Source organism: Paenibacillus sp. B1-35, assembly GCF_050474385.1.
Taxonomy (GTDB): Bacteria; Bacillota; Bacilli; order Paenibacillales; family Paenibacillaceae; genus Paenibacillus_B; species Paenibacillus_B alvei.
Genome location: NZ_JBCHVJ010000002.1, coordinates 214,759 through 239,902, shown reverse-complemented (window position 1 = coordinate 239,902; position 25,144 = coordinate 214,759). Strand labels below are relative to the sequence as shown.

Here is a 25,144-nt window from a genome sequence, read left to right as displayed (position 1 = left end):
GTTTGTTCGCCTTATAATGAAAACGTATCACCAGATTTCACATGCTACGACAGACATAAACAGACATAATGATGTAACATCGCATCAGGATTATGTACAACCATTATTTATTTAAGGCTTCACAGCGATCATAAATATTCGCCGTGACTCTTCGTCTGGAGACTGCCATGCAAAATCCGCAAATTGCTCGACACGGTCAAAGCCGACTTCCTTCAGCATAACTTCCAGCCAACTCGGATCGTAAGCTCGCTCTACATGTATCTCGTCAATCCGTTCATACAGTTCTCCGCCCTGCTGGCGAACGAATAAAGTTAATTGATGCTCAATCTCTTGACGTTCTTCGTCATAATCCGAGAACCAGAGGTATGAAACATCTTCATCATCATATGCAAACGGCTGCGTCTCGGCATACTCCTCAAACTGACGAGCATGCAGTACATCGAACAAGAACAAGCCGCCAGATTTCAAATTATTGAACGTAGCTTGAAATGCACGCTTCACGTCTTCCTCTTCAGTCACATAGTTCAAACTATCGCAAAAAGAAACGACCGCATCTGCCTCATCAGGCATTGTCCACGCGCACATATCCTGATGAGCCCAACGAACACTTCCTAAAATCGGCCCCGTCTCCAACAACTTGTTATTTGCAATAGACAGCATAGATTCAGAAATGTCGATGCCGATAACATCATAACCTAACTTGGCTAACGGTATAGCCGTATTCCCTGTTCCGCAGCCAAGGTCAACGATTGAACGCACCTCTCCGCTCCCGAAGCGCTCCCAAGCTTGATTGGCAAAGGATACCCATTGCTCGTACGGCATATCTCCCATTAATCGATCATAGACCTCAGCTATACGTCCATAAGAAATCATCCATTTTCACTTCCCCTGCTGGAGCTGCTCTAATCTCCCATCATCCACATTGGCTGATGGCGAACAGCCTATCGTGCATTGTCGCTGCCGCGAGAGCGCATCTTATGCGCCTCCCGTGCCTCGGCTTGTGCTGCCTCGAGAGCCTTGTGAAGCTGCTCCTTATCCATCGCAGAAGCGGCTTCCGTCAGTTCCGTCCAGTTCCCCTTCTGACGAATGATTCCTGCCTTCATCAAACGTCCAATGGCACGCTTGAATGCAGATTTGCTAATCCCGAAGCGCTGCTTCACAATATCAGCCGGCGTTTCATCAGAATAAGGCATTGTACCATTCGGACGCTCCTTCAAGAAGGTGAACAAGCGTTCCGCATCTTGATCCATGCCCACTTCCTTGCGCTCCGCCATCGTAACATTGACTCGACCATCCTCACGAACATGCGTAATACGAACACGGACTGCTTCTCCTAAACGAAGCAGACGCGGACGCAGGGATTCATGCAGAAATCCGATCACGCCTTCTCCAACTGGCGCACCGTCCACAACAACGAAGGTTCCCATCTTGAGCGGACGGTATACTACCGCGTCGCGCCATGTATTGTTCCATGACTCCGGCGCTTCGAACATAGAAGGAACCAAATCATCTTCACGGGCTGGAAGTGCAATAAGACGGCCGTACCGATCCTGTTCCATGCGCACGTACACCTCGTCCCCAACCTGAGGATGAAGCGGTTCGAACTCAGGAAGCTCGCCCTTCGGGAGCAGCAACTGACGCCCAATGCCCATCTCTAGGAAGCAGCCATACTTTTTATGAATATCAGCAACCTTAAGCTTCGCAACTTCCCCTAATGTCAAAAGAGGACGCTTCATTGTCGCAGCGATACGATCTTCCGTGTCATAGTACAAGAACACTTCCACGTGATCGCCTGGCTTTACTTTGTCCGTAAGCTCTGTATAATGCAGAAGCACATCCTGCTCTCCGTTCGTCAGAAAATATCCGTACGGAGAAACTTCACGTGCAACTTCTAAACGTTGAATTGTACCTGCTTCCCAAATCATGCAAACTCCACTACTTTCGCGTCAGACCACAGTTTTTCAATGTTGTAGTATTCACGTTCTTCGCGGTGGAACACATGAACGATGACGTCGCCCAGATCGATGAGCACCCAACGTGCAGAATCAAAACCTTCCGTACCGCGTACTTGTCCGCCCGCTTCATGCACACGCTTGCGAATTTCGTTCGTAATCGCTTGAACCTGAGTGTCCGAGTTCCCGTGGCAGATTACAAAATAATCTGCAATAAGAGAAATACCTTGCAAATCTAGCGCAATAAGATCCATCGCTTTTTTATCTTCTGCCGCGTTTACGGCGATATCGAGCAATTGTTTTGTGTTGATTGCCATTCAATTACCTCCACATTAGGTTTGAACCTTGTATTCATAAGTGCTACAAAATCCTTAATCCGCTTGCTGTTCCAATTCTGCTTCCAGCTCTGCAAGTAGACCGTTGCGGGCACTGATCGTAAGCGGGAAAATTCGCCGCCGGCGCTCAATGAGGAACGATATCGTGGAATCAAAGCCAGCGATAAGCGCCGCATTCAGATTCTGCTCAGCCAGTACACGGATATGCTCTACTCCCGGGAAATCCCGGCCTGGCTCGATATAGTCGGCCAGACATACAACCTTATCCAGAAGTGTCATCTTCTCGCGACCAGAAGTATGGTATCTGATTGCATCCAGTATTTCTACATCCTCAATCCCGTATTCATGCTCCGCCACATACGCGCCTACGGGCGCATGCCATAATTGCTTGTCATGCTCCAGCAATTCAGACGGCATATGATGTTCACGGATCATGCGCTCCATCCGATCAGTCCGCCAATATTTTGCAACATCATGCAGAATCGCTGCAAGATCAGCCTTGTCCGGGTCTGCACCGTACTTTTTCGCCAATTGAACAGCTGTCGTCATTACCCCTTGCGTGTGCTGCCAACGTGCAGCGGGCATTTGCATTTGAACTGCCTCAATCAGTTGTTCGCGTGTCCGATTCATATAGACCCCACCTCGCTATATACTGTTGAACCTGATCCGGTACAATGTACGCAATCGTTCTTCCTTCGGCGATACGCTGACGAATATCAGTCGATGAGATATCCATCTGCGGCATCTGGCTTTCGATGAGGCGGGAAGCCCACGAAGCAGGAATCTTAGAAGTATCCCAATTCGACCCCGGTCGGTGCAGTCCAATGAACCGAATTTGTTCCATCAACTCGTCAATGTGATGCCATTGAGGCAAATAGGCAACCATATCACCACCGATAATCCATGCCCACTCGGTATCCGGATACTCCTCGCGCAGCCCTTTGACGGTGTCCAGCGTGTAGGATACGCCTCCATGTCTAATTTCCCAATCACAGACTCGAAAGTGCGGATTCCCTTGTACCGCCAGCTTCGCCATTTCCAGCCGCTGCTCCGCAGAAGCTGACGGACGATGCGATTTATGCGGAGGGACATGTGCCGGCATAAACCATACCTCGTCCAAAGAAGCCGTTTCTCGGGCACATTCCGCCGCCACTAGATGTCCGAGATGAATCGGGTCGAAAGTGCCGCCCATGATCCCTACGAACTTCATGTCGGTAACCTCCAGTGATCGTTATGGCAGTTCAATCTGTTTGTGATCAGTCGATTCCTTGTACAATACGATTGTTTTGCCAATGACTTGAACAAGCTCAGAGCCAGAACGTGATGCGAGCTCTTCTCCGATTTCACGCGGATCCTCCAAGCAGTTGTTCAATACAGAAACCTTCATTAATTCACGCTTCTCAATTGCATCTTCCACGTGACGAACAAGCTGATCATTCATACCGCCCTTGCCTACTTGGAAAATAGGCTGTAAATGATGTGCAAGAGAGCGGAGATAGCGTTTTTGTTTACCCGTTAGCATATAAGTTTAACCTGCCTTATCTATTCATAAATTATGTGATTGCGTATCGTCTGCCCACTGATGGCAAGACTCACACCATTGATCTGAAATTACTACTATATCACGATTTCCACTTCACTGCTTACAATTCAGCGTCTCCAGAACCTTCTGCCGCATCAATTCTGTCGGAGCCTTCATCCCTGTCCACAGCTCAAATGCAATGGCCCCTTGATGCACGAACATACCAAGGCCATTGTGAATGCGGCATCCTTGTGCCTTGGCAGCTTGCAGCAGCGCTGTTTCCAGTGGATTATAGATGATGTCACTGACAAGCATATGAGATTGAAGCCATTCCTTGGCTACAGGCATCTCATCGATATGCGGGTGCATGCCGACCGAGGTCGTTTGAATCACAATATCGACGTCTTGCGGTGGAATAGCTGGTGTATCGTTTAGCATAACCGACCTTACCTTGCCGAATCCAGACAAGTCCTCCGCAAGCGCATGCGCGCGTTCTACTGTACGATTGGCGATGGTAAGCTCTTTACAGCCTTCTGCGAGAAGCGCATACGCGATACCACGAGCTGCGCCACCCGCCCCTATGATTACAATCCGGGAGGATGGAATATCTGCTTGCATCTCTTCCTGCAAGGAACGCACATATCCTAAACCATCCGTATTATACCCATATAGCTTGCCTTCACAGTGAACTATCGTATTGACTGCCCCAATGACTCGGGCGCTTTCATCAATCTCGTCCAAATATGCCATTACCTGCTCCTTATGCGGAATCGTAACGTTGACACCTCCGAGTCCAAGCGCACGGATGCCAGCCACTGCATGCTCTAACTGCTCCGGCTTTACATGAAAAGCAGTATATACCCCGTTCACTTCCATCTCCTGCAAGGCTGCATTATGCATAAGCGGAGATTTGGAATGCGCAATCGGATCACCGATTACCGCATAAACCTTGGAGCTTGTATCCAAGTTCCGTACGATATTGTTCGAGTATGCTGCACCCTTAGCTGCCATCAAGCCCATCCCCCTACCTGTTGACGTTCTCTTCTCCCAAATTGCTAAATTAAGGAGTGGCGAGCAAGCACCTTGACTCCCTTAGGCGCATGAACTTCCACCAATGCGCCGGTTGTACCATTGCACTTAATCCAGCCTAAGCCGGAAATGAATACATCTGTCGCTCCTCCGCGTCCAATGCGGAACTGGTGCTTCGTCCATGCTGGAAGCTCGTCAATTCGTTCACGCGTCGGTGGAGCGAGCAATTCACCACGATGATCGCGGTACAGCTCGTCCGCACGTTCAAGCTTCGTCCGATGGATCGGAAGATCATTGGACAAATAGCATGTAAAGGATTGACGTTCCCCTTCTACAAAGTCAAAACGAGCAAAAGCGCCAAAGAACAGCGTTTGCCCTTCATTCAATTGATATACGGCCGGCTTCAAAGATTTGTCCGGCAGCAGAGCAGACAAGTCCTCACGGCTAGCCAGCTCTGTTAAACGGCTCTTATAAACAATCCCCGGCGTATCAATAATATGCTTGCCGTCATCGAGTGGAATATGAATCATATCCAGGGTTGTACCCGGATAGCGCGAAGTGGTAAGCTCCCCGTCCAAATCACTATAGTCCCGAATCAAGCGATTAATTAACGTTGACTTCCCTACATTTGTAGCCCCAACGACATAAACATCGCGATCGCCGCGCCAATCAGCAACCTGTTCGATCAGACGGTCGAAGCCAAGATTGCGCTTTGCGCTCACAAGTGCAATGTCCACGATCCGAATGCCGTGCTCCTTCGCTTGGCGCTGCACCCAATTGATCATGCGGTTCCAATTCGTTACCTTCGGCAGCAAATCGATCTTGTTCACGACGAGCAATACTGGGTTATTCCCGACAAATCGCTGCAAGCCGGAAATAATACTGCCGTCAAAGTCGAATAAATCGACGATATGAATAACGAGTGCGTCTTCTTCACCGATACGGCCTAACAAGCGAAGAAATTCATCTTGATCGAATGCGACGGATATTGCTTCATTGTAATTTTTTATTCGAAAGCAGCGCTGGCAAATTACAGGCGTCCGTTCCAACGCTTTTGCCGGCACGTAGCCGGATGCTTCCGGATTCTCAATTTGCAGTTCCGCACCGCAGCCGCTGCACTTCCGTGCCATTTGTTCTTCTGTCAATGTCGTTCCTCCTCGTGCCACAGTCCTTTTTTTCGTAATCGTTTCGTTACGATGCGTTCGACTCGCCGATTAATGCGCGTCATCCAACCTTCATCTTGAATCGCGATCGGATCAACTAATATCGTAAACATACCGATGCGGTTGCCTCCGAACACATCGGTCAACATTTGATCTCCTACCACCACCGCTTGCTCAGGTGTCAGCCCCATCAGCTTCAATGCTTGATGAAAGGCCCGTTGCGAAGGCTTCCGTGCTGAATTCACAAACGGAATATTGAGCGGTGTTGCAAAACGGGAAACTCGCGGATGATCGTTATTTGACACGATCACCACTTGAAAACCCATTTGCTGGGCCTGTTCGAGCCAAGCCGATAATTCAGGCGTTGCCAAAGGTTCCTTCGCGCCGACAAGCGTATTATCCAAGTCTGTAATAATCCCCTTGTAACCTTGATTCTGTAGCTCTGCAAGGTTAATGTCGTACACAGTACGAACCCGAAGACGGGGAATAAGCCTTTCCAACAAAGCGGTCACCTCGTTTTCATACGAAAAACTATACCATATTCTTTGTTTTTCGTGCAAAAAAAAGCCGTTCCTATGCGGAACGACTTTCATTTGTCACATATACTGGCATATGCTGAACATTTGAACGTAACTTCCTAGTTAGCCGGAACGTTTATATGCGCGGATTGCGTCTTTCAGCTGTTGGACATCTGACTCGCTTACAGGTTGTCCGCTATACTTCGCCTGTTCGAACTTATTGACGATTATAGCAGCTGAGGGTCTTCTCTCCTCTTGCTGTTCCGACCATCTTCGTGCAGCTTCGCGCACCGTCTCGTGCGGCGCCTTGCGCATTCCCTTCCATCTGCAATAACTGAGCCACAGATCCGTATGCAAAATGATCTGTTCCTTATACGAGAGATTGCGCTTAAGCAGCCAGAAGAATCGGAGGGAGAAGCCTATCGTTCTCCATTTCCACAATAATAGTAGTAAAACTACCGCCGCCATGACGATAACGACCCACTTTGCCCCCTGAACAAGCCATACCGGAAGTGGAGCATCATGCTCCTCCTTCTTCATATCTGGCTTCTTCTCCTTTGGCGTCTCTTCCGGCTTCTCTTCTTCCTTCTTCTCTGGCTCAGGCATCTTCTCTTCCTGCTGTTGATAGCGCGGATAACTGAAGCCCGGTGTCGGCTCAAATGAAATCCAGCCGTATTCACCCATGTACACTTCCACCCAGGAATGAGCCTCTGCATTCGTCACCTTGTAAGTGCCGGCTCCGTTGTCATCCGATTGTTCCATCAGCTCATGGTTGGACACATTCTCGATCTGCCGCGTTCCTGGTGCATATCCCTTTACCCAGCGTGTAGGTATGCCAACCGATCGAAGGAGAACCGCCATCGAGGTGGAAAAGTGATCGCAATATCCTTCCCTGATTTCGAACAGGAAGGCGTCAACAAAGTCCTCACTCTTGCGCAGCGATAAATTCGGTGCATTCGTATACAAGTACTGCTTGCGCAAATAGTCCTCTATCTTTTTCACCTTGTCAAAGTAATTTGTCTGACCCTCCGTTAAAGTCCGCGCTAAATCCTTTACACGCTGTGGAAGCGTTTCTGGGATCTGTAAGTACTTTTGAAATCTTTCTTCTTGTACAGTGCCAAACAATTGCCGCGATGCCCTGCGCAAATCGTCGTCAGAAAACATCGGTACTCGTGACGTCAGTGCATAGCTTGTCGGATAGTGTCCCTTATTCGCATCCTCATACCCAACAACACCGTCTTCCTCATTCCAGCGCAATACGGCGTCATCAGCAGAGTTCATTTCTGCTACGGATTCGATTGCCCCTATGCCGAACAACACCGGATACGAATCCTTATTTTGCATCGTAATGGTTTGCTTCACCTTACGGGTTGGTACATGAGCAGCAGGCTTGTCCTCTATTGAGAGATGCTCTCCGGGTTGAAAAATGAAATTCCGATTCGGCACCTTCAGCCAGCCCTGTCCGGTATACTCTTCCTTTGTTTCTCCCCGCCAGTAGCCGCGCATTTCCGTATTTACGCTCATAACCGGCAAATAATCCATGTCAAAGCCATTGCCCAGCTCTAAATCGGAATGGCTGTAACCTGATGTGCTGGGACGAGAGCCCGTACCGCTTTCACTCCCCGTTACTCTTGACATGAGATCCGACATCGGATTATTCCCATCGCCATAACGGTTGTTCCAAGCAGTGTAGGGATCGGTCAACATCGGCTCTACTTCCGGTACACTGACTCCAACGGAAATAATCAATGAAATCACAAACACCGCTAGCAAGCCCATCTGAAGTGGATATCGTATTGACCCGCGCCATATGTTCGGATACTGTACTTTCATATTTTTATAATGAATGCAAATCAGCCATATGAGAGACGAGCCTACGATCCATGCTACCTGCATCCATAAATATTCGTCAGTAAACGAGTCAAGAAGGCCAAATAAAATGATTTGAACGAGCAGCCAAATAATAACGCGCGCCTTGCCTTGCAGAAGCATAATAAGGGTCTCACAGCACAGCCACAGCCCCAGAAGAAACCAAATATAAGGATGGAACTGAGTCAAACGATCCCACTTGCCGCCCCCATCTGTCCACAGATCGAACTGAATGAGGTACCGATATACGATATAGCACAAAGCAGGAAAAGCGATTATCAGTCTGCCCAGGAAACGAGCTGGAAACAACATGACCGCTCCCCATAAAACAATCATGAACACGCGTGACATTGCTAACGTTTCGTCATACCAATATGGCTCAAGCATAACAAGCCACTGCCAGCCCATTACAATCATGCAGGTCCATATTACTCGTTCCGTCCAATAAGAGAACAGCCACAATTGTATTCGATCTTCGGCCTTCTGCACCGTGGAGGTACGAGAGGTAGAAGAAAGTTCTGTCTTCATACTGCCCCACCTCCTAGAAGCTTCGGCAGTTCCTCCGCATGGATCAAGGGAATGTAGTGTAAACGCTGGGTTGCGAGCAAATGTACCAGCGATTGGCGGCTTTCGTTGTGTTCAATGCTTTTTTCGACAGGTACATGACCCTTTACATGAATAAAGCTTCCCGAACATCCGAACTTCGACAATGTCCTTGTATACAGCAGCACATCCGAGGTTGTATGACCACTGATAAAGGCGAGGGTCGATCCATGAAGCAGTGAAGCTTGTTCGGTAAGTGCTACGAGCAGCTTTTCGTTGTCTTCTGTTGATGATGATTCCAATTGAACAGTCGACATCCATTTTTGGAATGAAGCAACGCCCGGCTGTGCCTGCTCGGCCGACCACCAGACGAGACGTACTCCGATTGCGGCCACATAAGTTGGACGTTGACACTGCGCCCCATATTGTACAAGGGAGGCCATCGCTGACACGGCAACCTCAAAGCGTTGTTCTGCCCCACTCTTATTGCCTTCATAAGAAGAAGCGCGGCAATCCAACACAAGCACAATTGGCGATGGCGACTCCGGATCGAATTGCCTCGTCTTCAGTGTTCCTGTCTTCGCTGTTGCATTCCAATGAATGCGAGATAGTTTGTCCCCGTATACATATTCACGCACACCATTCTGCTGCGAGGACTCTCTATGCCGCCGAACTGAGGAGGTCGCATGAGACCCTTGACCCGCCTGACGTTCAGCCAGTGTCCATCTCGGGATAGCAACGACAGATGGCGTAACATAGAAGGTTGAAGGAGCGTTCAACACCCCATTTTGCTCAAATAAGCCGAACAAATCTCGGGAGACGCACGATGTCGGAACAAATTCATAATAGCCTCTTGCCAAGGCTGGGGATCGGTACGTGATCGCTGCCGAACGTCCTGCTCCTAATGCGATCGCAGATTCTATTGTACTGTAGCTGATGCCGAAGCGATGAAGATCATCGTGGACAACGATGTAGGGGATCGGCATGAAGCCAGGCACGGTTACCCGTAGTGTAATGAACAACTGCGATTGGGCGGGAAAGAAAACCCCCGAGCCATCTCCTATCGTTCTTTGCCCCTGTACCTTGCGAATCCCGCCGAATAACACAACAATCCAATAGAACAGTAAAACAGTTGCCATAGCGAACAGCATGACAGATGTTTTGCCACCCTGAAATAAAAAGTAGAATAAGCACGATACGTACATGAGTGCTACAGCAGCTATAGTTCGCAGCCGAGATCCTTTAGACTTCCAGATGCGTTGCGATTTGTTCAACATAATTACGTCCCCAATCGAACGGGTACTCTAACGCGTTCTGTAACGCCATGTATAATTTGCTCTGCCGTAATGCCATCCATCTTGGCTTCCATTCGCAATACGATCCGGTGTGTTAATACGAAAGGCAGCAGTTCCTTTACATCATCAGGAGTTACGAAATTCCGTTCGTGAATCCAAGCTCTCGCCTTAGCCGCCTGCATTAATGCAACAGATGCGCGCGGACTCGCTCCGAGCAGGACATGCGCTTGTTCACGAGTCGCACGAATAATATCAATCATATAGGCCGCAACTGCATCATCGATATATATGCTGCGCACCTCCTCCTGCATCAATTTGATGGAGTCAATGTCCGTAACCTGCTCCGCTCTTTCCGAAGGCAGGCCTTCTGCGTGGCGAATCAGCATCGTACGTTCCGTCTGCTCATCCGGATAACCGAGCTTGAGCTTGAACATAAAGCGATCGAGCTGAGCTTCCGGGAGTACATATGTCCCCTCGAATTCGATCGGGTTCTGTGTTGCGAACATGACAAAAGGAGATGGCAGTGGAAAGGTTTCCCCATCTACCGTAATATGATGCTCCTCCATTGCTTCAAGCAGAGCTGATTGTGTCTTCGTGGTGGCGCGGTTTATTTCATCTACGAGCAATACGTTGGCCATAATCGGGCCTGGACGGTATACGAATTGTTGATCCTTGGGATGGAATACGAATACGCCTGTAATATCGGTAGGGAGCAAATCCGGATTACACTGAACACGGCGAAAAATTCCATTCATCGTACGAGCTAGCGATTTTACAAGCTGTGTCTTTCCCGTACCAGGAACATCTTCTATAAGTACATGCCCCCCAGCCAACATCGCCGTTAGCAGCAGTTCAATCTCGCGAGACTTTCCTAAAATACATCGTTCCAATGTCGCTTGCATCTTCCGCATAATGGAATGCAACGATTGGTAGGATGACATGGCAACGACCTCCTATTGGGTACCATTCTGTTGTCGTAAAATAGAAAAACTCCACATGATAACGTTTTATAACGTTACGTACATTTTTTCATTTTACACCATCCTAGGAAGAACGTACATGTCATCGCATTGTGGATCTTGCCAGATATTACGCCATTCGCGTACGAATGATTAGTCATATGCGCACAAAAAAGCCCTGTGACCATCCGAGATGGAATCAGAGCTTTCATGTTTTTTGCTTATAGAATGTTGCGTTATCGTGCAGACGCTACCCCTTAGGTCGAATGACCAGCGCAGCTAAAAAGGAGAACACAATAGCAGCAGATATCCCTGCACTCGTTGTCTTGAACATGCCGCTGACAGGAGCTACCCATCCAGAAGACTTAATTTCCGTTAGAGCTCCGTGAACCAGTGAGTTGCCAAAGCTCGTAATCGGAACTGTCACGCCCGCTCCTGCGAAATTGATGAGCGGCTCATACCAGCCGAGCCCATCAATAATGGCCCCCGCCACAACAAGGATGGTCATCGTGTGCGCCGGGGTCAGCTTAGCGACATCGAACATCAGCTGACCAATGACACAGATTAACCCACCTATGATAAAAGCCCACACATAAATCATTTTGCTTCATCCCTTCATTTCAAGCGTAACCGCATGCGCAATACAAGGAATCGTCTCTCCTTGCTGATAGGAAAGCGGAGAGAGCAGCGCTCCAGTAGCTGCAACAAGCACTCTCTTCAGCTTCCGTGCGCGCAATTGCTTCATAATATGGCCATATGTAACGACTGCCGAACATCCGCATCCACTTCCTCCTGCTTGTACGGCCTGCTTGTTCAAGTCATATACCATAAGCCCGCAATCGCTGAAGTTAGTTCGCTCCATATGCAGCCCATTCTTTTGGAACAGGTCGTTTGCGATCGAGAGACCTATAGAAGCTAGGTCGCCTGTTAAAATAAGGTCATAGTCCTGTGGCTTACGATCCAAATCAATTAAATGTGTCTGTATCGTATCCACAGCGGCTGGTGCCATAGCTGCTCCCATATTGAACGGATCCTTTATTCCAAGATCTACAATCTTGCCAATTGTGGCCGCCGTTACTCTTGGCATGGAGGAATACCCCTTTTCGGGCTTGGCCACTACAGCCGCACCAGCACCCGTCACCGTATACTGCGCTGTTGGAGGCTTCTGGGATCCATACTCTGTCGGATATCGAAATTGCTTCTCTGCTGTACAGTTATGACTGCAGGTAGCCGCCATTACTTTATTCGCATTGCCCGAATCTACGAGTAAGGAAGCGACTGCAAGTGATTCCATCGAAGTTGAGCACGCACCGAACACACCAATGTAAGGGACACCTAACGAACGTGCAGCAAATGAGTTGCTTATAATTTGATTCAACAAATCTCCGCCGACAAAAAAATTCAACTCTTCCTGCGTAATATTGGAATTCACAATAGCAAGCTGTGTCGCCTGTTCCAATAGCTTGCGCTCGGCTTTCTCCCAGCTTTTTTCCTCCATATCAAGCGTATCATGTATATAATCAAAATCTGCCGCCAGCGGCCCTTGTCCCTCATCAGGCCCTACAACCGTCGCCGTGCCGATAATCGCTGGCTCACTCTGAAATCGCCATGTATGACGTCCAACTTGCATCCGAATCCTCCTTCCTAGTGCAAAGATGAAACATCAGGTCAATGCGAGAGCCCAAAGATCAAGTAGATCAATGCCACGAAAAAGGCGGCAACCGTACCAAACACAACTACAGAGCCTGCCAGTTTAAATATGTTCGCACCTACACCAAGCACGAGCCCTTCGCTGCGATGCTCCAGCGCTGCAGAGCACATGGAGTTGGCGAAGCCTGTTACCGGAACTGCCGTCCCTGCACCGGCCCACTGTGCGATTTTATCGTATACCCCGAGACATGTTAGAATGACGGATATGAGGATTAATGTGACGACTGTGGGATTCCCAGCTTCTTTCTCATTCATGCCCAAATACGTCATATATAGCTGTTGAATGCCTTGTCCAATTAAACAGATCGTACCGCCGACTAGGAACGCGCGAAGGCAATTTTTCCCTACCGTTCTTGATGGTTCCCGGCGGCTGGCGATTTGTTTATACTCTTGCTCAGAGAGCGTCCAATTGCCCGATTTCCATTTCGGCGTGCCGGATTTCGTAGATGACGCCATAAATCCACCTCCTCATCATACTTGTGTAGCATCATTTCACTTGCATCATCATTCCTACACAGTATTTGTATTTTGGACATGGAATATGTCATGCGTCACCTAACTTCGCTCAACAAGGCTACATCATCCGACGAACATGCAGCAGCAGCAAGCAAATGGCAAGCAGGATGAACAGAACAAGCACGATACAATGAAAAAATGGTGCCAACCCCTGAGATCCTATCGTCATCTCCTCCTTAACATGACCCGCTAATCCCCCATACAATACAATAGTGTATGCACCTTCTTATGATCTGTCACAGAAAAAGCAGCATTAGCCAACACAAAAGCGCCCTTCATCCCCCACAACACTGTAAGCTGCGGCATATGGGCTCAAAAGGCGCTTGTTGATACTTATATCTCTATTTATTTCGTAAAACGAAGAAGGCCGAACCGCTCAGGGATGTGGAAATTAACAGCCCCTGTTGGCGACCAAGCATCATAGCTTCGAGCGCCAAGCGTATCTTGATCGATACGGAACCAATTCACTCGATAGCAGCTCCCCAATTCTGGTGTCTTGGCCTTCAAGTCCTCAAAGGGAATTGCTAATTCATAAATTACCTGACGTTCTGGTACATTGACATACAAGACCGAGGTTCGAAGATGCTCTGCGTTCCACTCCGGATGGAAATCCTTCGGTTCCCCGGGCAGGTTCGTAATATATGCATCAAACACAACATTATGAGGACTTACATTAAACTCATAGTAAGCACGCCCATCACCGATCGGATCAAGGAAGCACTCCACAACATCTGCCTCATATAAAGGATCGTCCCGATCCGTATACGGACTGACAATATTATCATCCTCACATTCAAATCGCATATATAATACCGCATCTGTCCAGCAAGCCCTTACCCTGGTTTTCTGACGCGGGGATGCTCCCGTTACCACATCGACAAGCTCCACCGAATCCGCCAAGCTCCAATCCGGCATACCGCTTTCCATATATGTACATTGATATTCTGGAAGCTGCGCCAAGTGTTGTGCTGCAGAGCTATTCCCTTGATGAACACCCGATACCATTTATAATCTCTCCTTATGTTCCATCTATAGTTGTCTTTGTAAAAATGTAGTCTATAATCCCCACACTCTATGTAGTATAGCAAATTAAAGATAACTTACGTGATACATGAGGATAAATTTGCTTCCCAGTTATTTTATTTATTCATGTCAAAAGAGCCGCTAGGGTAGCCTGGCAGCTCTGCACTAATAACTATATGTTTAATTCCGTCCCTTAAATATGTCCTTTATTCTTATAAAACTCATGATACAGCTTCATCAGCGCCCGCTTTTCAATCCGTGACACATAAGAACGTGAAATGCCCAATTCCTTGGCAATCTCCCGCTGGGTGCGCTCATCGCCGCCCCCATCTAATCCGAAGCGGCCTCGGATCACTTCTTGCTCCCGCTCATCCAATATATCCAGGTTCCGATAAATTTTGCTTTTCTCGATCTTTAACTGCACCTTATCGACCACCTCATCGCTTTCCGTACCAAGGATATCGATCAGGGTGATTTCATTGCCTTCTTTATCCGTTCCGATTGGATCATGCAGCGATACATCCTTACGGGTTTTCTTCAAGGATCGCAAGTGCATAAGGATCTCATTTTCAATACATCGAGCGGCGAAAGTAGCCAGCTTCGTTCCCTTGTTCGGCTGAAAGCTTTCAATCGCTTTAATCAATCCAATCGTACCAATCGAAATTAAATCCTCTAGATCCTCGCCCGTGTTATCGAATTTCTTCACAATATGAGCTACTAACCTTAGATTATGTTCAACTAACATATTTCTTGAGTGGGCATTCCCTTCGGCCATTAAGCGCAAATGCTTCATTTCTTCTTCTTCCGCTAATGGTTGGGGAAAAGCATTATTTTTTACATAGGATACCAACAATGAAATCTGCTTAATGAACATGGCGATCGACGACAAAAACCCAAGCATTACTCCACCTCCTAAGACGTAAACACCTCATGATTATCCGAATGAGAACGTTACATTCTATGTGGGCGGCCGCCTATGCGTGCCTGTACGGGGGAAAAGAAAAATGGCGCAATTCAATCATTTCCCTTGACTTGCTCATTCATCTCCGGCGCATAGTTCCCTGACGACCATCAGGACTGATTCAAAAGCAAAAGCCACGGATCACAACGTGGAAATAACGGGAACTGACCCCATACCGTGAGACTAATCAAAACACCTTCAAGAGAAATACCCTTATATCGTAAGATAAGGGAGACAATCTTGGAGGTGTTTTTGCGTTGGTAACTAGAGTGAGTTACCCGGCGGAAGTGAAATTGAAAGCAATCGAAATGAGATTAGCTGGTATTCCTGTGAAAGAAGTAATGAACGAGCTAAACATCCGATTACGATCATCATACTTTATGCGACGTTCGCTTATACGAAATCACTGTGACTCCATATAGTCGCTTCCTTTTGTTGTTATGCTACTTTATATATTCTTGGCTAACCAAAACATCGGTCAGTACATTTGTTGGAATAATAAACTCGACAACGCCCATAAATCCGGGAGCGACCTCATACTTATCGAATGAGATGACGAGCTTGCCGTCGTTATTGATATAAAAGTTTTGGTCTTTTGAAATGTTTTCAAAATAAGAATTGACCGTATTGGGAACTCCTGCAACCCAATAGAATTTATCCGGATCGTCTTTCACCTGTTTTATCATTTGTTCCTTAATATTGTCGCTGATCAGCTTGATATAGCGATCATCAATAAATAAACTAGGCAAAGTGATTAAAACTTGATTTTTCTTGTCGACCGTATCGTACTTGATCGTTGTCGAAGAAGAACCTACTGTATTTATATAAGATCTGCCTATTGAAAGGATGCGATCGTTATCGGTTTTTACGACATATCTGCTATCTACTCCCAAATGGCCTCCACCGCTTTGCTTTACACTTTCCATTTCTTTCTTGAAGTCACTGTATAGTTTTTTACTTTCTTCAAGATATTTTTGATTTAAAGAATGCTCTAATGACTTATTCTCTAAATTCTTAATGGCGGGCACTTCAATTCTAGCCGTAAAATTTCCATCATCAATTTTATATTCCCTAAATGTAAGTACCTGAACGAGCTTTCCGACTAATGGCACTTCGGATAGGGCATATGCAAAAGCCGGACTCGCATTAATTCCGATTACGAATGCAATGGCGGCCGCGCCAGTCCCAACAAGCCATTCATGTTTGAAAATGCCTTTCTTTCGTTGTTTTATAGTTTTTTTTACGATGAAATCCAATTCTTTCGGAATAGGAACATCCCTATATTGCTCTATTATTTTCTCCAGTTTTTTGTCCATATTATTTATCCTCCGTTGACTCATCGTTCATTTTAACCCGTAGTTTTCGCAGCGCTTGATATAACCGTGTTTTAACAGTACTCAGGTTTTCCTCTAACACCACTGCAATTTCTTCTAATTTTAAATCTTCAAAATATCGAAGCACGATGATGGTTCGATAGATTGACGGCAAATCATTCAATGCCTCCTCCAAATCAATATTCGGATAAACATCATTTTTTGCCGGATGAAAAGCTTCTAACGTACTTTCATCAACAACTTGAACTTTCTTTTGTTTTCTCAATAAATCCAACGATGTATTGATAACAATTCGATAAAACCAGCTCTTCACGGATTCGGTGTTTTTTAGTTTTTCAAGTGACAAAAAAGCTTTATGGATGGAATCCTGAACAATATCGAGTGCATCTTCAGAATTCTTTACATAGCTGTAAGCCAATCGATAAACGTTTTCTTTGTAATCCGTTATGCATTGAACAAGCAAATTTTCTAATTTCTTATTATTCATTTGATACCGAAACTCCTTATTTGTCGCACTCGGATTGATTGTCCACTTCAGCAAGACGTGCGAGCATAATGAAAAGTTTGGTCAAGTTTAACCAATTTTTTTCACTTTCTCGAACAAACTTTTTTACACGTGTCACACGTCTTGCTAGCGAAAGTCAGTACATGATGGGGGAATGAGAACATTGAAAGACAACTTGAATTCATCGCATAGTGGTGATAATAGAGGACATCCACCAGGGCATTACATGCCGGGATTGGATGGGCTCAGGGCACTATCTGTCATAGCGGTTATCGCTTATCATCTCGACTTGAAATGGGCGCCAGGGGGGCTCTTGGGGGTCGGAATTTTCTTTGTTCTATCTGGTTATCTCATTACTGATCAGATCATCTTGCAGTGGAAACGAAACAACAAAAAGTTTAATCTTAAGGATTTTTGGTTAAGACGAGCTCGCAGGTTGCTGCCGGCCATGTTCGCAATGTTGGCATTTGTAGCGTTGTGGCTCATCTTATTCGATAGCTCCCGGCTGGCGGCATTACAGGGTGACTTTGCTTCTGCAGCCCTGTATTTCAACAACTGGTGGTTCATTTTTCACAATGTATCCTATTTTGAAAGCTTTGGTCCCCCTTCTCCTATCGGGCATCTATGGTCTTTGGCCATCGAGGAGCAGTTTTATTTCATTTGGCCGATCGTTCTCATGATCATGTTGCACATTGTGCCGCAAAGAGGCAAAATCTTCTTACTCACGCTTACAGGCGCAGCCGTATCGGCGTTGGCGATGGCGCTCATTTACGATCCGGGTACCGATCCGAGTCGAGTATATTACGGCACGGATACGAGAGTTTTTGCTCTGTTGATCGGAGCTGCACTTGCCACCGTGTGGCCGAGTCAATCTATAACCGAAAAAGTCTCCCGCAAAGTTCGAAATATCCTCGATCTGACCGGAGGAGTCGGTTTATTCATCATCATTTACATGATATGGCGTACGAATGAGTATGAAGATTCTCTTTATTACGGGGGGTTCGTATTCTTATCCCTTATTACTGCAATTGTTATCGCTGTTCTCGCCCATCCCGCGAGTCGACTCGCGAAGATTATGGGTTGTAAACCTTTGCTTTGGATCGGACGGCTTTCTTACAGTCTGTATATTTGGCACTACCCTGTCATCGTCCTAACCAGCCCTACCGGAGCAACCAATTCATCGGATAGCTTTCGGATCCTTCTTCAACTTGGGGCTAGTCTGCTTCTGGCCATACTATCATGGAAATATATCGAGGAACCTATACGAAACGGTCTATTAAAAAACTATTGGAGGAAAAAAAGAATGAAAACCCATTTTAAATTTCGTCATTTGCTTATCATCTTCGTAATCCCAATCCTGCTATTAACCATATCCTGCTCAAAGAATGCAGATAAGCCGGTTCCAGCCCAATCGGCATCAAAAACTATAAACCATAAAACAGGTAACGATTCTAATGCAATAGTAAATCCTAAAGATGAAGATCATTCTAAAATAACGAATAAACCATCGGAGCAAAAATCGGGTAAAAGTGTTACTGCAATAGGCGATTCCGTGATCCTTGACGCTGCACCGTATCTGGAAAAAAATTTGCCCGGCATTGTGGTCGACGGTAAAGTAGGCAGGCAAATGTCTCAAGCGCAAAAAGTAATCGATAAGCTCAAGGCGAACGGGAAACTTGGCCGCCGAGTTATCATCGAGCTAGGTACGAATGGTCCGTTTAACTCTAAACAATTACAAAAATTACTTTCCTCGCTCAGTGATGCTCAGCAAATCGTATTGGTAAATACTCGGGTACCGAAAAAATGGCAAGACACGGTTAATTCAGCGCTCGAGGAAGAAGCTGCAAATTTTCAGAATGTAACGCTTGTGGACTGGTATTCTTCTAGCGAAGGTAAAGATTCGTACTTCACCGCCGACGGCGTTCATCTTCAAAGGGAGGGAGCGGAATTCTACGCCGCACTTGTAGCTGAGGCCGTACAACAAGACAATCCTTGAGATAGTGTGTCGGATTTTTTAAGCAGAAAATAAAAAAGAGCAAGAGCTGGTGCGCAATAACTCGGGACTGACCCCATAACGTGAGACAAATCAAAACACCTTCAAGAGAAATACCCTTATAAAATATCTTGCAGAGCTTAAAAAAATGAAAGCAGAGAATCGTTTTCTTAAGCATCAGTTAGAGGTTCTAAAAAAGTACAAGGAGTTGGAAAGGAGGTGTCACCTGAAGTAGTCATCGCTTGGATGGAGTCCATTCGAGGAGAAATAAGTATTACCAAGCCTGTGAATGGTTAGGGATTCCTCGATCTAATTATTATCGTTGGAAATCATCTTGCAGAGCTAAGCGTGTAGATAATGCCGTAGGGAAAATTCGAGAGCTCTGTACGGAACATAAATTCCGTTATCGGTACCGAAAGATCACATCACTGCTTCGAATGGAACAACAAATTAATCACAAACGTGTACAGCGAATTATGCAACGTGAAGGACTACAATGTCGAGTCAAGGTAAAGAAACGCAAACCAACTGGATAGCCTACACATATCGCGGAACATCTGTTAAAGCGTAAATTCCAAGCAGATGCTCCGATGCAAAAACTCGTGACTGATATTACGTATTTGCCTTACGGCGGAAAAACACTATACTTATCAAGTATTTTAGACTTGTATAAAAGGAGAGATCGTGGCTTACAGTATAGCAGACAAGCAAGACACTTCTTTTGTTCTTGACACGCTGAATCAGCTTCCGCTACGTTCAGATATGATGCTTCACAGCGATCAAGGAAGTGTATATACGTCTCAGGTTTATCAAGAAGCAATAAAAGCAAAAGGCATTACCATGAGCATGTCCCGTAAGGGAACGCCCGCTGACCGACTTACCAGCGTTAAATAGTTCCGTGTTCACCGGACCCTGAGAGATCGCGTTGATCGTAATTTTCTTCGATCCGAGCTCCTTGGCCAGATGACGAGTAAATTGCTCGACGGCACCTTTCGTACCCGCATAAACGCTGTACGTTGGAAGCATCATCCCGACAACCAAAGTGGAGAAGTTAATAAAATAATGCGGCCATTCTCCCTCATGACTCGCGCTGCTTGTTGAATTGCGAAGAATGTCTTCCTTTCACGTTTATTGCGAAATGTTTGTCGAAGTCCTCTTCTGTGAATGCGGTAAGCGGCTTCGTCGACAGGTCACCAGCGTTGTTCACGAGAAAGTCCAATCACCCAAAGGCTTTCAGCGTTTCGTCGAACAGTCGTGCAACTTCCGAGACGTTCCCGATGTCGGCTTGAACGGCAATCGCTTCGCCGCCTCTTTGCCGAATGCCGTTCACGACTTCTTCTGCTTTCCCTGGATTACTTGCGAAATTCACAACGACCTTCGCACCCTCCAAGGCCAATTCCTATCTTTCTTCTCACCGCTTCGCCTTATAAAACTCATGATACAACTTCATCAGCGCCCGCTTCTCGATCCGCGACACATAGCTCCGCGAGATGCCCAGCTCCTTCGCAATCTCCCGCTGCGTGCGCTCTTCGCCACCAGCTTCGAGACCGAAGCGGCCGACGGCGACCTCTTTTTCCCGTTCATCCAAGATTTCAAGGTTCTGATAGATCTTCGACTACTCGATCTTCAGCTGTACCTTCTCCACAACGTCGTCCGCCTCAGAACCGAGGATGTCTATTAGGGTAATTTCGTTGCCCTCTTTATCCGTCCCGATTGGATCATGCAGCGATACATCCTTACGGGTTTTCTTCAAGGATCGCAAGTGCATAAGGATCTCATTTTCAATACATCGAGCGGCGAAAGTAGCCAGCTTCGTTCCTTTGTTCGGCTGGAAGCTCTCGATAGCTTTAATCAATCCAATTGTCCCAAGGATATTAAGTCCTCAAGATCTTCACCCGTATTGTCAAATTTTTTCACAATATGAGCTACCAGCCTTAAATTATGTTCAACCAGCATATTTCTTGAATGGGCATTCCCTTCGGCCATTAAGCGCAAATGCTTCATTTCTTCTTCTTCCGCTAATGGTTGGGGAAAAGCATTATTTTTTACATAGGATACCAACAATGAAATCTGCTTAATGAACATGGCGATCGACGACAAAACCCAAGCATTACTCCACCTCCTAAGACGTAAACACCTCATGATTATCCGAATGAGAACGTTACATTCTATGTGGGCGGCTGCCTATGCGTGCCTGTACGGGGGAAAAGAAAATGGCGAATTCAATCATTTCCCTTGATATAATCGTTCGTTTTATTCAACTTATTTATAAACCAATTCTCTACCGGATTGAACCACACCTTTGAAACATTAAGCATCTGTTTTATTATCCAACATGTGATTATGTATCGATGTCGCGGTAATCCCATTATTCGACATCGTTATTTGTTAATCGGTATGTCCTCACCTTTTTGTCAAAAACGAAAATGTCCCAAGTTCTTGTCAAACCAAAATGACAAGAACTTGGGACATAAAATAAAACCGACTAATGTTTGACAAGTTACTCTATAATGATTTACTGAATTTTAGAGCTACTATTTTTTGAATTTACGTTTATACTTGGTAAGGCTGTCCTCTATTCAAGATAGCATAATGTGATGCGGTAGCGACTCCTGTACAAAGTAAGCGCAGTTTCATTTATGGTTTGTCGTTAACAGTTGCTTATCCCACAAATGCCAGTAAAGATATTTTTGAGTACCAGATATCCCATAACACAAATTAACACAACTATCATTAAGATAACACCAATTAAAACTATTGATTTTCTTTTTCCTATTTCTCTTTGTCTTTTTTCGTCAGATGACCGTTTTTCATTAATATTCATTATATCACCAATTTTTTATTAACCTCGTATTGACGACCTTATTGTTACAGCTACTCTCCTTTATAAATCCTATGTTAATCGAAGAAAAGGACAAATGTGTAACCAGTTTATATTTAATAAATTTCACCAAACTAGACCTTTAAAAAATTTTATCTAAAAGTCTAAAACTTGGGCACCAATGGAACGCATCGATATTCGGAATTGCTTGTGAGAAATACTCAATACGGTCGAACCACGGAACCTCCATATTTATCCCCTGTATCTCTCTAAAACAATACCATCCATGTCGCAAATCCTCTCCACCATCTGATTTAAAATCACCATAATAGCAATATGCACAGCTTTCACATGCAAGATTCATTTCTCTCACTAATTTACCAAAAGCAATAGAGAAATCATGAAACGATGTTGTTGTAATTACTCTGTCTTTGAAATTGGACTTAAGTACAAACTCTAACTGAAGATCATTTTCATAGGGTACATCCGTTAATTTAACCACCTCTTCAATTTTTAAAATATTCTTGGATTTTCCTTCAGTGACGGCAATATAATTTTCAAACCTTATTTCTGTACTGTGCTGGAAATTTCCCAACAAACTTTCTAATGCATTTGTATAACTGTCCCCGCCACCCTCAATCATGCTGTTATTATAGTCCAAGATAATTCTGCAATTCGAATCAATAAATTGAACAAATAACTTACATTGATATATTCGTTCTTCTTGTTTAATCTCAACGAAATTAATATACTCCTTCATTTTATCACTCCTATTTCACCCTTATTGAGATACTTTGTAATACGCAGGTTAGATATAATATGGTTATCAATTTTCGCGTAAAATACATCTGACATATTGATAGCTTCTGTGGCAGTAAATGTATATTCCTTTTTATTTGTTGCTAGGATAAGCCATCTTTATCTTTTACTGGACATGGTGTTAAATTTGTTTTATTGCCTGATCCATCCCTAAAGATAAATGTATAATTAATCTCTGGAGGTGATGTAGTTTCCTTCGCATTCAAAATATTCCCTATACTAGCTGTCATTAATACAACTGCATTATTTATAATGCTCCTATAGGTTGAGACACGGGAGGGGAAAAAATAAGTTATAATGAAACCATGGAAAAACAAAACCAATATACCGCAGAGTTTAAAACAAAGGTCGTGCTGGAGGTGCTCCCTGAGGAGCAGACCGTGAATGAGATTGCTGCTAAATATGAGCCTAGCTCCTTGATGATTAGCCGCTGGAAGTCGGAGTTTCTAGAGCGTGCTACCACGGTTTTTGAGAAGAAGACGAGTGAAGAAGAGTGAAGTCGACAAAGTGAGAAAGAAGTACGAGAGGCAAGCAGGAGTGAAGGTCTCAATGGATGGTAAAGGCCGGGCAACGGATAACAGCCTATAACCGTTTTATCGAAATAGTTATAGGCTGTGTGCTTAACTTAAATAATATTTACTTTGCGGATTCAATAAATGTATTCTTGATTGGTGGACTTGACTCCCAGCTTATTAGTTTAATATGATATTTTTCAAACAATTCATCCGATCGAATTACCCTAGTGCTTCCAATATCCTTCTCTATGATTATTGCATTAGGGAACAAGGGATTATATTGTCTATATTCCTTTAAATCCCCCATATAATAATTTGCACTTCCTTCTGAGTAAACTATTTCGCTGTTGTTATTAATTTTCAACAAAGTAATATTTTTATTTCCACTTACATACCGCTGCTTCCATTTTCTATGCTTACCTTGCCCTTCATCCATTCCAACCCCATCATACTCACAAATGACCGTATCTTGAATAACCTTTCTTTCCCCATTTATTTCATAGACTAACTTGAAAGGAAATTCACCATAGGTGATTTCTGGACGAGGAGGATCTGGTTGAAGTTGCAGTCCAACATATATTAGAATCCACGGTAGAGCTACAATACAGATCACTAAAGCAACTGATATGATTAGAATAACTTGTGTTTTTTTCATTTATTTCTTTCCTTTAATGCATTTATTACTGAACCCATAGAATGATTCTCAATTGAATTTTCTATATTTTTCCTAATATTCCAAATGTCTCACTTACCTATTGGATACTGGTTACGTAAATAATACACTTCTCCACCTGGAGTATCAACTTCACCAAAAAGTTCATTTAATATTTCTCCATTAACAACATATGCATTAGTTTTTGCAGTATACACCTGAAAATAAAGACCCACTTTAGTATTCATAGAAGTGCTTAACTTGTCTGGATTAAATAATATAGCATTTTTGTTTGTGACAATTGCATTGGCCGCTGCTTCTGCACCTCCTTTTGAGTGAACTGTAACCCGTAAGATGGACACTTGAAAAAAGTGACCTCTTACGGGTTTTGTGTTTTAATCATACTATCGAGAATACACGGGGAATGAACATCATGAGAAAAACTAGAACAGGATTTACTGAAACGGAGATCAGGCTGTTGGAGTCCAATCCGAACGGAAGCCGCGTACCGGGGAGGAATATCTCGTATGTTCCAGCCTTTAAGCTAGCAGCAGTGCAAGTTAACCACCAGGAGAGTAACCAATGGAGATTTTCTTGAAAGCAGGCTTTAGTATCGGACTCATCGTTCAGAGAACACCTACTAAGAGCCTCTATCTTTGGAGGGAGACCTACGCTAAGTACGGTGAGGCTGGCTTACTAGAAGAGCGCAGATGCATAGGAAGTACGGGCAGACTCAAAAACGGAATCATCAGAAGAAGAGAAACTGAAACAAGCAGAAGCTCGGATTAAACTCCTCGAAGCGGAGAACGAGCTTTTAAAAAAGCTAGAAGCGCTCGAAAGGAGAAACAGTAAGGAGTTGACCCCTTCCGAGCGCTTTCAACTCATTAATCAAACAATTCGAAAGCATGATTTACAATGAGTAACACGTTATCTATGTCAGATTGCCGAAGTAAGTACAAGCAGCTATTACCGTTGGTGCAGCGCTGAAGAGGCTCGCCAACTACCGTCAAGCAATCCCTATCGCAAGATGGCTAAAGCGACTCAGGGACATCATACATGTCCCAATCTTCGAGCGTCAGTTTGATCAAGGAGAACCAGAGAAAGTCTTCC

26 protein-coding genes and 2 pseudogenes are annotated in these 25,144 nt (G+C 45.1%); 4 read left to right on the top strand and 24 right to left on the bottom strand.

Annotated elements, in window-relative coordinates; translation table 11 throughout:
* Positions 1-111 precede the first annotated feature (111 nt).
* From ACQ5BJ_RS08590 to ACQ5BJ_RS08500, 19 genes are all read right to left on the bottom strand, one after another.
* Positions 112-873 carry a class I SAM-dependent DNA methyltransferase gene (locus tag ACQ5BJ_RS08590; RefSeq protein WP_268622848.1) on the bottom strand — a complete coding sequence of 254 codons (762 nt, stop codon included), beginning with the start codon at positions 871-873 and terminating at the stop codon, positions 112-114.
* A gap of 68 nt (positions 874-941) precedes the next feature.
* Positions 942-1,925: a CvfB family protein gene (locus tag ACQ5BJ_RS08585; RefSeq protein ID WP_005547834.1), complete on the bottom strand. Its 984-nt coding sequence runs from the start codon at positions 1,923-1,925 to the stop codon at positions 942-944.
* Positions 1,922-2,269, bottom strand: coding sequence for a ribosome silencing factor (gene rsfS / locus ACQ5BJ_RS08580; protein ID WP_005547833.1), 348 nt, complete (start codon positions 2,267-2,269; stop codon positions 1,922-1,924). The genes ACQ5BJ_RS08585 and rsfS overlap by 4 nt, the downstream gene beginning before the upstream one ends.
* 54 nt (positions 2,270-2,323) lie before the next feature.
* On the bottom strand, positions 2,324-2,917 hold the full coding sequence (yqeK, locus tag ACQ5BJ_RS08575; RefSeq protein ID WP_430110107.1) for a bis(5'-nucleosyl)-tetraphosphatase (symmetrical) YqeK: 594 nt from the start codon (positions 2,915-2,917) through the stop codon (positions 2,324-2,326).
* Positions 2,889-3,497, bottom strand: coding sequence for a nicotinate-nucleotide adenylyltransferase (locus ACQ5BJ_RS08570; RefSeq protein WP_430110109.1), 609 nt, complete (start codon positions 3,495-3,497; stop codon positions 2,889-2,891). Before ACQ5BJ_RS08570 ends, yqeK begins: the two co-directional genes overlap by 29 nt.
* A 21-nt stretch (positions 3,498-3,518) precedes the next feature.
* Complete coding sequence (yhbY, locus tag ACQ5BJ_RS08565) at positions 3,519-3,809, bottom strand: ribosome assembly RNA-binding protein YhbY (RefSeq protein WP_005547826.1); 291 nt, start codon at positions 3,807-3,809, stop codon at positions 3,519-3,521.
* Positions 3,810-3,923: 114 nt separating this feature from the next.
* The gene (aroE, locus tag ACQ5BJ_RS08560) at positions 3,924-4,820 is read right to left on the bottom strand and encodes a shikimate dehydrogenase (RefSeq protein ID WP_430110351.1); all 897 of its coding nucleotides are present in this window, start codon (positions 4,818-4,820) and stop codon (positions 3,924-3,926) included.
* Between the two features lie 44 nt (positions 4,821-4,864).
* Complete coding sequence (yqeH, locus tag ACQ5BJ_RS08555) at positions 4,865-5,968, bottom strand: ribosome biogenesis GTPase YqeH (RefSeq protein ID WP_040736072.1); 1,104 nt, start codon at positions 5,966-5,968, stop codon at positions 4,865-4,867.
* An 11-nt stretch (positions 5,969-5,979) separates the two neighbouring features.
* Positions 5,980-6,504 carry a YqeG family HAD IIIA-type phosphatase gene (locus ACQ5BJ_RS08550; RefSeq protein WP_430110112.1) on the bottom strand — a complete coding sequence of 175 codons (525 nt, stop codon included), beginning with the start codon at positions 6,502-6,504 and terminating at the stop codon, positions 5,980-5,982.
* Positions 6,505-6,642: 138 nt separating this feature from the next.
* Entirely contained in the window at positions 6,643-8,916 is a 2,274-nt protein-coding gene (locus ACQ5BJ_RS08545) for a transglutaminase TgpA family protein (RefSeq protein WP_430110114.1), read from the bottom strand.
* The gene (locus ACQ5BJ_RS08540) at positions 8,913-10,208 is read right to left on the bottom strand and encodes a DUF58 domain-containing protein (protein ID WP_430110117.1); all 1,296 of its coding nucleotides are present in this window, start codon (positions 10,206-10,208) and stop codon (positions 8,913-8,915) included. Before ACQ5BJ_RS08540 ends, ACQ5BJ_RS08545 begins: the two co-directional genes overlap by 4 nt.
* A 2-nt stretch (positions 10,209-10,210) precedes the next feature.
* The gene (locus tag ACQ5BJ_RS08535; protein WP_289354937.1) at positions 10,211-11,167 is read right to left on the bottom strand and encodes an AAA family ATPase; all 957 of its coding nucleotides are present in this window, start codon (positions 11,165-11,167) and stop codon (positions 10,211-10,213) included.
* Between the two features lie 268 nt (positions 11,168-11,435).
* Entirely contained in the window at positions 11,436-11,786 is a 351-nt protein-coding gene (gene spoVAE, locus ACQ5BJ_RS08530; RefSeq protein WP_005547813.1) for a stage V sporulation protein AE, read from the bottom strand.
* 6 nt (positions 11,787-11,792) lie between these two features.
* Positions 11,793-12,815, bottom strand: coding sequence for a stage V sporulation protein AD (spoVAD, locus tag ACQ5BJ_RS08525; protein WP_163975964.1), 1,023 nt, complete (start codon positions 12,813-12,815; stop codon positions 11,793-11,795).
* A gap of 38 nt (positions 12,816-12,853) precedes the next feature.
* A complete protein-coding gene (gene spoVAC, locus ACQ5BJ_RS08520) occupies positions 12,854-13,351 on the bottom strand; it encodes a stage V sporulation protein AC (RefSeq protein ID WP_005547809.1) in 498 nt (165 codons plus the stop codon).
* Between the two features lie 405 nt (positions 13,352-13,756).
* Positions 13,757-14,416, bottom strand: a complete 660-nt coding sequence (locus tag ACQ5BJ_RS08515; RefSeq protein ID WP_430110122.1) for a carbohydrate-binding family 9-like protein — start codon at positions 14,414-14,416, stop codon at positions 13,757-13,759.
* Positions 14,417-14,627: 211 nt separating this feature from the next.
* Positions 14,628-15,335, bottom strand: coding sequence for an RNA polymerase sporulation sigma factor SigK (gene sigK, locus ACQ5BJ_RS08510; protein WP_005547803.1), 708 nt, complete (start codon positions 15,333-15,335; stop codon positions 14,628-14,630).
* A 503-nt stretch (positions 15,336-15,838) separates the two neighbouring features.
* Complete coding sequence (locus tag ACQ5BJ_RS08505) at positions 15,839-16,711, bottom strand: RsiV family protein (RefSeq protein ID WP_171420127.1); 873 nt, start codon at positions 16,709-16,711, stop codon at positions 15,839-15,841.
* A gap of 1 nt (position 16,712) precedes the next feature.
* Positions 16,713-17,216, bottom strand: a complete 504-nt coding sequence (locus tag ACQ5BJ_RS08500; protein WP_171420129.1) for an RNA polymerase sigma factor — start codon at positions 17,214-17,216, stop codon at positions 16,713-16,715.
* Between the two features lie 181 nt (positions 17,217-17,397).
* Between ACQ5BJ_RS08500 and ACQ5BJ_RS08495 the strand changes: the two genes are divergently transcribed.
* From ACQ5BJ_RS08495 to ACQ5BJ_RS08485, 3 genes are all read left to right on the top strand, one after another.
* Positions 17,398-19,230: an acyltransferase family protein gene (locus ACQ5BJ_RS08495; RefSeq protein ID WP_430113390.1), complete on the top strand. Its 1,833-nt coding sequence runs from the start codon at positions 17,398-17,400 to the stop codon at positions 19,228-19,230.
* A 239-nt stretch (positions 19,231-19,469) separates the two neighbouring features.
* Positions 19,470-19,763, top strand: a complete 294-nt coding sequence (locus ACQ5BJ_RS08490) for an IS3 family transposase (RefSeq protein WP_430110127.1) — start codon at positions 19,470-19,472, stop codon at positions 19,761-19,763.
* A gap of 148 nt (positions 19,764-19,911) precedes the next feature.
* Positions 19,912-20,121, top strand: coding sequence for a DDE-type integrase/transposase/recombinase (locus tag ACQ5BJ_RS08485; RefSeq protein WP_430110129.1), 210 nt, complete (start codon positions 19,912-19,914; stop codon positions 20,119-20,121).
* On the opposite strand, the pseudogene ACQ5BJ_RS08480 reads toward ACQ5BJ_RS08485, so the two are convergent.
* The 3 genes and pseudogenes from ACQ5BJ_RS08480 to ACQ5BJ_RS08470 form a co-directional block, all read right to left on the bottom strand.
* Positions 20,101-20,626, bottom strand: a pseudogene (locus ACQ5BJ_RS08480) (SDR family oxidoreductase); the annotation flags it as partial. The gene ACQ5BJ_RS08485 and the pseudogene ACQ5BJ_RS08480 sit on opposite strands and share 21 nt — an antisense overlap.
* Before the next feature lie 12 nt (positions 20,627-20,638).
* Positions 20,639-21,369 (bottom strand): annotated as a pseudogene (sigK, locus tag ACQ5BJ_RS08475) (RNA polymerase sporulation sigma factor SigK).
* 821 nt (positions 21,370-22,190) lie between these two features.
* Complete coding sequence (locus ACQ5BJ_RS08470) at positions 22,191-22,808, bottom strand: hypothetical protein (RefSeq protein ID WP_005547794.1); 618 nt, start codon at positions 22,806-22,808, stop codon at positions 22,191-22,193.
* A 364-nt stretch (positions 22,809-23,172) separates the two neighbouring features.
* Here ACQ5BJ_RS08470 and ACQ5BJ_RS08465 point away from each other — a divergent pair, with 364 nt between their 5' ends.
* On the top strand, positions 23,173-23,364 hold the full coding sequence (locus ACQ5BJ_RS08465; RefSeq protein ID WP_005547793.1) for a transposase: 192 nt from the start codon (positions 23,173-23,175) through the stop codon (positions 23,362-23,364).
* Positions 23,365-23,503: 139 nt separating this feature from the next.
* Here the strand turns inward: ACQ5BJ_RS08465 and ACQ5BJ_RS08460 are convergent, their stop codons facing one another.
* On the bottom strand, positions 23,504-24,037 hold the full coding sequence (locus tag ACQ5BJ_RS08460; protein WP_005547791.1) for a hypothetical protein: 534 nt from the start codon (positions 24,035-24,037) through the stop codon (positions 23,504-23,506).
* A gap of 89 nt (positions 24,038-24,126) precedes the next feature.
* A complete protein-coding gene (locus ACQ5BJ_RS08455; protein ID WP_430110132.1) occupies positions 24,127-24,396 on the bottom strand; it encodes a hypothetical protein in 270 nt (89 codons plus the stop codon).
* Positions 24,397-25,144 lie beyond the last annotated feature (748 nt).

Bases quoted from the DNA above. Each gene is read 5' to 3' on its own strand.
- ACQ5BJ_RS08585 (WP_005547834.1), bottom strand. From the start codon at position 1,925: ATGATTTGGGAAGCAGGTACAATTCAACGTTTAGAAGTTGCACGTGAA.
- yqeH (WP_040736072.1), bottom strand. From the start codon at position 5,968: ATGGCACGGAAGTGCAGCGGCTGCGGTGCGGAACTGCAAATTGAGAAT.
- ACQ5BJ_RS08570 (WP_430110109.1), bottom strand. From the start codon at position 3,497: ATGAAGTTCGTAGGGATCATGGGCGGCACTTTCGACCCGATTCATCTC.
- ACQ5BJ_RS08460 (WP_005547791.1), bottom strand. From the start codon at position 24,037: ATGAAAAAAACACAAGTTATTCTAATCATATCAGTTGCTTTAGTGATC.
- sigK (WP_005547803.1), bottom strand. From the start codon at position 15,335: ATGCTTGGGTTTTTGTCGTCGATCGCCATGTTCATTAAGCAGATTTCA.
- ACQ5BJ_RS08535 (WP_289354937.1), bottom strand. From the start codon at position 11,167: ATGTCATCCTACCAATCGTTGCATTCCATTATGCGGAAGATGCAAGCG.
- ACQ5BJ_RS08465 (WP_005547793.1), top strand. From the start codon at position 23,173: ATGGAAAAACAAAACCAATATACCGCAGAGTTTAAAACAAAGGTCGTG.
- ACQ5BJ_RS08505 (WP_171420127.1), bottom strand. From the start codon at position 16,711: ATGGACAAAAAACTGGAGAAAATAATAGAGCAATATAGGGATGTTCCT.
- ACQ5BJ_RS08470 (WP_005547794.1), bottom strand. From the start codon at position 22,808: ATGAAGGAGTATATTAATTTCGTTGAGATTAAACAAGAAGAACGAATA.
- ACQ5BJ_RS08540 (WP_430110117.1), bottom strand. From the start codon at position 10,208: ATGTTGAACAAATCGCAACGCATCTGGAAGTCTAAAGGATCTCGGCTG.
- ACQ5BJ_RS08590 (WP_268622848.1), bottom strand. From the start codon at position 873: ATGATTTCTTATGGACGTATAGCTGAGGTCTATGATCGATTAATGGGA.
- rsfS (WP_005547833.1), bottom strand. From the start codon at position 2,269: ATGGCAATCAACACAAAACAATTGCTCGATATCGCCGTAAACGCGGCA.
- yqeK (WP_430110107.1), bottom strand. From the start codon at position 2,917: ATGAATCGGACACGCGAACAACTGATTGAGGCAGTTCAAATGCAAATG.
- spoVAC (WP_005547809.1), bottom strand. From the start codon at position 13,351: ATGGCGTCATCTACGAAATCCGGCACGCCGAAATGGAAATCGGGCAAT.
- spoVAD (WP_163975964.1), bottom strand. From the start codon at position 12,815: ATGCAAGTTGGACGTCATACATGGCGATTTCAGAGTGAGCCAGCGATT.
- spoVAE (WP_005547813.1), bottom strand. From the start codon at position 11,786: ATGATTTATGTGTGGGCTTTTATCATAGGTGGGTTAATCTGTGTCATT.
- ACQ5BJ_RS08515 (WP_430110122.1), bottom strand. From the start codon at position 14,416: ATGGTATCGGGTGTTCATCAAGGGAATAGCTCTGCAGCACAACACTTG.
- aroE (WP_430110351.1), bottom strand. From the start codon at position 4,820: ATGGCAGCTAAGGGTGCAGCATACTCGAACAATATCGTACGGAACTTG.
- ACQ5BJ_RS08545 (WP_430110114.1), bottom strand. From the start codon at position 8,916: ATGAAGACAGAACTTTCTTCTACCTCTCGTACCTCCACGGTGCAGAAG.
- yhbY (WP_005547826.1), bottom strand. From the start codon at position 3,809: ATGCTAACGGGTAAACAAAAACGCTATCTCCGCTCTCTTGCACATCAT.
- ACQ5BJ_RS08500 (WP_171420129.1), bottom strand. From the start codon at position 17,216: ATGAATAATAAGAAATTAGAAAATTTGCTTGTTCAATGCATAACGGAT.